General features: G+C 43.4%; 6 protein-coding genes. 4 read left to right on the forward strand and 2 right to left on the reverse strand.

The window, feature by feature from the left end; translation table 11 throughout:
• The first annotated feature begins 146 nt into the window (after positions 1 to 146).
• The 4 genes from H6G40_RS06550 to H6G40_RS06565 all read left to right on the forward strand — a co-directional run bounded on the left by H6G40_RS06550 (position 147) and on the right by H6G40_RS06565 (position 5,343).
• On the forward strand, positions 147 to 1,175 hold the full coding sequence (locus tag H6G40_RS06550) for a DUF4351 domain-containing protein (protein ID WP_069473972.1): 1,029 nt from the start codon (positions 147 to 149) through the stop codon (positions 1,173 to 1,175).
• Positions 1,176 to 1,225: 50 nt separating this feature from the next.
• Positions 1,226 to 1,402, forward strand: a complete 177-nt coding sequence (locus H6G40_RS06555) for a hypothetical protein (RefSeq protein WP_002736962.1) — start codon at positions 1,226 to 1,228, stop codon at positions 1,400 to 1,402.
• 36 nt (positions 1,403 to 1,438) lie between these two features.
• Positions 1,439 to 1,942, forward strand: a complete 504-nt coding sequence (locus H6G40_RS06560) for a hypothetical protein (protein ID WP_069473976.1) — start codon at positions 1,439 to 1,441, stop codon at positions 1,940 to 1,942.
• A gap of 122 nt (positions 1,943 to 2,064) precedes the next feature.
• Positions 2,065 to 5,343, forward strand: coding sequence for an ELWxxDGT repeat protein (locus tag H6G40_RS06565; RefSeq protein ID WP_069473973.1), 3,279 nt, complete (start codon positions 2,065 to 2,067; stop codon positions 5,341 to 5,343).
• A 176-nt stretch (positions 5,344 to 5,519) separates the two neighbouring features.
• Here H6G40_RS06565 and tumA read toward each other — a convergent pair whose 3' ends face one another.
• Together tumA and H6G40_RS06575 are read right to left on the reverse strand one after the other, a co-directional pair.
• Complete coding sequence (tumA, locus tag H6G40_RS06570; RefSeq protein ID WP_016515525.1) at positions 5,520 to 5,750, reverse strand: antitoxin TumA; 231 nt, start codon at positions 5,748 to 5,750, stop codon at positions 5,520 to 5,522.
• 394 nt (positions 5,751 to 6,144) lie between these two features.
• A partial coding sequence (locus H6G40_RS06575) for an IS30 family transposase (RefSeq protein ID WP_190537171.1) occupies positions 6,145 to 6,391 on the reverse strand: 247 nt, incomplete at its 5' end.

The following is a 6,391-nucleotide window of genomic DNA, read 5'->3' on the forward strand; positions in this document are numbered from 1 at the left end:
TGCCTCAAGACGGAGTTATCGAAAACTTTTTTTCGATCTGGCTTTTATGTGTTATAATATCTACCAGAATTAGACTACTTTCCCCATAATGTCATGTTCTTTGAACTGTTGACTGTACCCATCGAAGCGATCACAGACACATTTACATGACTAATAATATTGACCATGATCGCTTATTTAAGGAGTTAATCTCCACCTTTTTTGTCGAATTTATCGAGTTATTTTTTCCTCAATTGATGGATTATTTAGATAGGGACTCGAATACTTTTTTAGACAAAGAAGTATTTACGGATGTCACGGAAGGAGAAAGGTATGAAAGCGATTTAGTCGCACAAGTTAAGTTTAGAGGAAAAGAATCTTTTTTTCTGATTCATCTGGAGGCGCAGGAAAGTTCCCGCAAGTGGTTTAATCGGCGAATGTTTACTTATTTTGCTCGCTTTCATGAGAAATTTGTCTTACCGATTTATCCGATTGTAATTTTTTCTTATTCAAAGCCAAAAAGAGAAGCGATTAGTCAATATGTAGTCGATTTTCCCGATTTTAAGGTATTAGAATTTAACTATCAAGTAGTGCAGTTAAATCAATTAAATTGGCGAGATTTTCTTAATCAACCGAATCCGGTTGCTTCAGCTTTGATGGCGAAGATGAACATTGCCGAGAAAGAGCGAGCCAAGGTAAAAGCGGAATGTCTGCGCTTGTTAATTACTTTAAGGTTAAATCCTGCGAAAATGCAATTAATTTCCGGATTTATTGATACATATCTCAATCTAAATCCGGTGGAAGAGAGACAATTTCAAGAAGAGATTAGCACATTTAGTCAACCCGTACAGGAGGGAGTCATGCAAATTACCACCAGTTGGATGCGTCAAGGTATTGAACTAGGTATCGAACAAGGTATTGAACTAGGTATCGAACAAGGTATCGAACAAGGTATCGAACAAGGTATCGAACAAGGTATCGAACAAGGTATTGAACGCGGTATCGAACAAGGTATTGAACGGGAAAAGACATTGATTCTTCGTCAACTTAAACGCAAGTTAGGGGAGATTAATCCTTCATTAGAAACTAAAATCATGGAGTTAAGTATTGATGATGTCGAAGCATTAGCAGAAGCTTTATTCGATTTCTCTACAGTTAAAGATTTAATCAATTGGTTAAATACTTTAACTGCTTAGTTTTGAGGTTAGCGTTCACCTTCTGACAACAACCCACTAAAATTGTCATAATGAAACAGACAACCGCTAATTATGATGAACCTTGGAAAGAAGCTTTAACCGAGTATTTTGAGGCGTTTTTACATTTCTTCTTTCCTGAAGTTCACCAACTAATCAGTTATCAGTTATCAGTTATCAGTTATCAGTTATCAGTTACCAGTTACCAGTTATCAGTTATCAGTGACTAATTGGAAGCAAGTAGCAATCCCTTTGCTATAATAGTCATGGCACACCTGAAAACAAAAGCGACTACTGGGAAGCTGCCAGAACGGGAACAGTGGAAGTGGAGGTTAATCAGGGGATTATATGAAAAGGAGTTCGAGAGAGAACAGATAATTAAACTGTTTGAAATCATCGACAATATGATGACTTTATCCTCTGAATTGCAGTCAAGTTTAGAGAGTAAAATCAAACAATTTGAGGAGGAAAGAACCATGCCTTTAATGAGTAATATGGAGTTACGAGGAATGGAACGCGGTAAGGAAATTGGTAAGGAAATTGGTAAGGAAATTGGTAAGGAAATTGGCAAGGAAATTGGCGCGTTAGAAAAAAGCCGCGATGACATAAAAACAGTTTTAACTGTGCGGTTTGGACAAATTTCTTCAGAAATTGAAGAGATAATCGGCAACATCACTAACCCTACTATCTTAGAAGAGCTACTAAAATTAGCAGCTACCGCTAATTCTCTCGCAGAATTTAAGCAGTCTTTGGCAAAAATCCAATCCTAGAACTTCTTTAGAAAACGGGTTTCTTTGAGAGATACCGACCTCGACGGCACTCAATCGGTGTGGATGGTGCCTTCTTTAGGGGCTTAATTGTTTAATTTTTACTCTTTATTCAGGAAAAAATCATGTCAACTCCTTTTTTAGTTAAGGATATCAATCCCAGCAATCTAACGGTGGTGGGTAATACCCTCTACTTCAGCGCCGCTGACGGCGTTAACGGCACTGAATTGTGGAAAAGCGACGGTACGGCGCTGGGTACGGTTCTGGTCAAGGACATCCGCCCTGGTTCCTCTAGCTCCTCGCCAGGCAGTCTTACAGTAGTGGGCAACACCTTGTACTTTACCTCTGATGACGGGGTGAACGGTAAGGAATTATGGAAGAGCGACGGCACGGCGGCGGGTACGGTTCTGGTCAAGGACATCCGCCCCGGCTCCTCTAGCTCCGGTGGCGTTATCACTGGTGGCTTGAGTTCCAACCCCCGCAATCTAACAGCGGTGGGCAATACCCTGTACTTCAATGCCTTTGACGACGTTAACGGTGAGGAATTGTGGAAAAGCGACGGCACAGCGGCGGGTACAGTTCTGGTAGCCGACATCGGCCCTGGTTCCAATGGCTCTGGCCCCCGCAATTTGACGGCGGTGGGCAATACCCTGTACTTCACTGCCTTTGACGACGTTAACGGTGAGGAATTGTGGAAAAGCGACGGCACAGCGGCCGGTACAGTTCGGGTCAAAGATATCCGCCCTGGTTCCAATGGCTCCAACATCCGCTTTCCGACAGCAGTAGGCAATACCCTCTTTTTCACTGCCGATAACGGCGTAAATGGTCGGGAATTGTGGAAGAGCGACGGCACGGCGGCCGGTACGGTTTTGGTCAAAGATATCGCCCCCGGTTCGTCCAACCCAAGCTATCTGACGGCGGTGGGTAACACAGTGTTCTTCAGCGCCAATGACGGCGGCGGTTACGGCGGCGTTAACGGTAGAGAATTGTGGAAAAGCGACGGCACAGCGGCGGGTACGGTTCTGGTCAAAGATATCGGCGTTTCTCACCCCTATATCCCTGGCACTTACCCCAACAATTTAACGGCAGTAGGCAATACCCTGTTCTTCACTCCCATTGACAGCGTTAACGGTAGAGAATTGTGGAAAAGTGACGGCACAGCGGCGGGTACGGTTCTGGTCAAAGATATCCGCCCTGGTTACTCTAGCTCCCTCCCCCGCTATCTAACGGCAGTGGGCAATACCCTGTACTTCACTGCCTTTGACGACGTTAACGGTGAGGAATTGTGGAAAAGCGACGGCACGGCGGCCGGTACAGTTCTGGTAGCCGACATCCGCCCTGGTTCCAATGGCTCTAACCCCCGCAATTTGAGGGTAGTGGGCAGCACCCTGTACTTCAGCGCCAATGACGGCGTTAACGGTTATGACTTGTGGGCTTTAAATGTGGGTACGCCCGCAGTTCCCACCCTCGCTATTGCCGCCACCAGTGCCAATCAAACCGAGGGCAATAGTGGCAGTAAAGCCTTTACCTTCACCGTCACTCGTGCGGTTAATACCACGGGAAGCAATAACGTCAACTGGGCAGTTACCGGCAGCGGCAGCAATCCTGCCAATGCCACTGATTTTGTCGGGGGAGTGTTACCCAGTGGGGTAGTGAGTTTTACGACGGGGGAAATCAGTAAGGTGATTACTGTTGACGTTCAGGGAGATACAACAGTAGAACCGAACGAAAACTTTACCGTTACCCTCTCCAATGCCACCAACGGCGCTACTATTACCACCGCTACTGCCACCGGAGCCATTCAAAATGATGATACCAGTGTCACCCTGGCGGTTTCTCCCGCAAGCGTAACTGAAGACGGGACAAGTAATCTGGTTTATACCTTCACTCGTAGTGGAGTAACAACAAGTGCTTTGACAGTCAATTACGGTATTGGGGGGACTGCGACTCTCAATACCGATTACACTCGCAGCGGGACTAACAATACTGTCACCTTCGCAGCTAATGCTACTACTGCTACCGTAATCGTTGACCCCACTGCTGATACTACAGTGGAAAACAATGAAACGGTCGCCTTAACTCTTACTTCGGGGACTGGTTATACAATAGGTACACCAACCGCAGTGACGGGGACGATTAATAATGATGATACCAATGTTACTCTTGCGGTCTCTCCTGGAAGTGTTACCGAAGACGGGACAAATAATCTGGTTTATACTTTCACCCGTAGCGGAGTAACAAGTAATGCTTTAACAGTCAATTACACCCTCGGAGGGACAGCGACTTTAAATACCGACTACACTCGTACAGGGACTACCAATACAGTCACCTTTGTTGCTGGTTCATCCACTGCTACCGTAACCGTTGACCCCACTGCTGACACAATAGTAGAAAGTAACGAAACTGTTATTTTAACTCTTGCTGCGGGGACAGGTTATACAATAGGTACACCAACCGCAGTGACGGGGACAATTACCAATGACGACTTTTCCCAACTCTCCATCAACGACATCATTACTGTTGTCGAAGGTAAAAATAGTAATGCAGTTCTCACCGTCACTGTAAATAATCCCAATCCACAACAAATTAGTGTTAATTATGCTACTGCACCCATTGATGCTAATGCTAATGTAGATTACACTAGCCAGACAGGAACTCTCATCATTCCCGCTAATGCTTCTACTGCTACTATTACCATTCCCATTCTCAATGATGACCTTAATGAACCGGATGAAGTCTTTGCAGTAACCTTGTCAAATGCGACTAATGCTATCATTAATCCTGATGAAGAAACAGCAGGAGTTATCATTACTGATACTTGGCAAAGCATTCTCACTCGTACTTTACCTAACGGTGTCGAAAACCTCAAACTAATTGGCACTAATAATATTAATGGTACAGGTAACGCTGGTAACAATAATATCACCGGAAATAGTGGCAATAATCAAATCAATGGAGGTGCGGGAATTGATATTCTAACCGGTGGTCCAGGTGCAGATACTTTCATCTTCCAATTTGGCCAATCTACCATATCAACAAGCGATCGTATCACAGATTTTGCCATCAATACTGATAAAATTGACTTATTAACTCAAGGTGGACTCGCCACCAATGCACCGATTAGTTTCAGTCGTGCTGCTAATAGCACTGTCACCACTTTACAGAATTTAATCAATCAAGTATTTACTGATGCTAATGGAGCGATTACAGGTAATCAAGGATTAGGGGTTAATAGTGCCGCCTTAGTGCAGGTAACAACCGGTGCAATAGCTGGAACTTACCTCGTTATTAATGATAGCGCGGCTGGCTTCCAATCCAGCAATGATTTATTAATAAATATCACCGGATTTACTGGGACTTTACCTGCTTTAGGAAGCATTCCAGTGACTAATTTCTTTGTTTAATTAAGTAGGCGTAGGGTGCGTATTTGCGGCTATCAATTCCGTCAAAAAACCAAAATTAACAAGCCGCCGTAACGCACCACCTCTATCATTAAATTGGTGCGTTACGCTATCGCGCTTCACACCCTACTGGCTGCACAATTGCTTGCTCTACTTGATTGAGGTAATCAGATAAAAGTTTAAGCAGCATGATTTAATATTTGTTCTAATTCTTGACGCAAAGGAAGGTAATGACGATAATCGTTTGCCCATTCTATAAATATTATATCATCTGACAATGTTCCCTGATTGTATTGGTTATAAAAATCTTCGGAATCCATTTTATGTTGGTTCTCATAAACGCTAAGTCGCTTGGCAACAGCAATCAAAGCATCTAAAGATGATGTATATTGAATGGTCTGTTTACGCATTTTTCTTTTACCCCAAAATAATGATATTTTGATTATAAACGATCGCGCTCAAACAAAAACATAAATCGTAGTGGACTGTTTCAGCTAAAATAAGGCAATAGATAAACCTAACTGAGGACATCAATCATGGGAAGAGGTCGCAGTTGAAACAATCCAGTAGGGTGCGTTAGGCGGCTAACAATTCGGTCAAAAAACCAAAATTAACAATCCGCCGTAACGCACCACCTCTATCATTAAATTGGTGCGTTACGCTATCGCGCTTCACACCCTACTGGCTGCACAATTGCTTGCTCTACTTGATTGAGGTAATCAGATAAAAGTTTAAGCAGCATGATTTAATATTTGTTCTAATTCTTGACGCAAAGCAAGGTAATGACGATAATCGTTGGCCAATTCAAGTCTGAATTGCATCACTGTCTGATCTACCTTTATAGAATACCTCATTCGGGGTACGATAGTCAAGACATTTTCGAGGACGATTGTTAATCAAGTTTACGGCTCTTTCCACCTCCTCTGGCTTAACGATTTTAAAATTCGTTCCCTTGGGGAAAAATTGTCTTAACAGTCCATTGGTATGCTCGTTTAATCCCCTCTCCCACGAATGATAAGGAGTAGCAAAATAAAAATCTGCTCCTAGTTTC

The organism is Microcystis viridis FACHB-1342, assembly GCF_014698335.1.
GTDB lineage: Bacteria > Cyanobacteriota > Cyanobacteriia > Cyanobacteriales > Microcystaceae > Microcystis > Microcystis ichthyoblabe_A.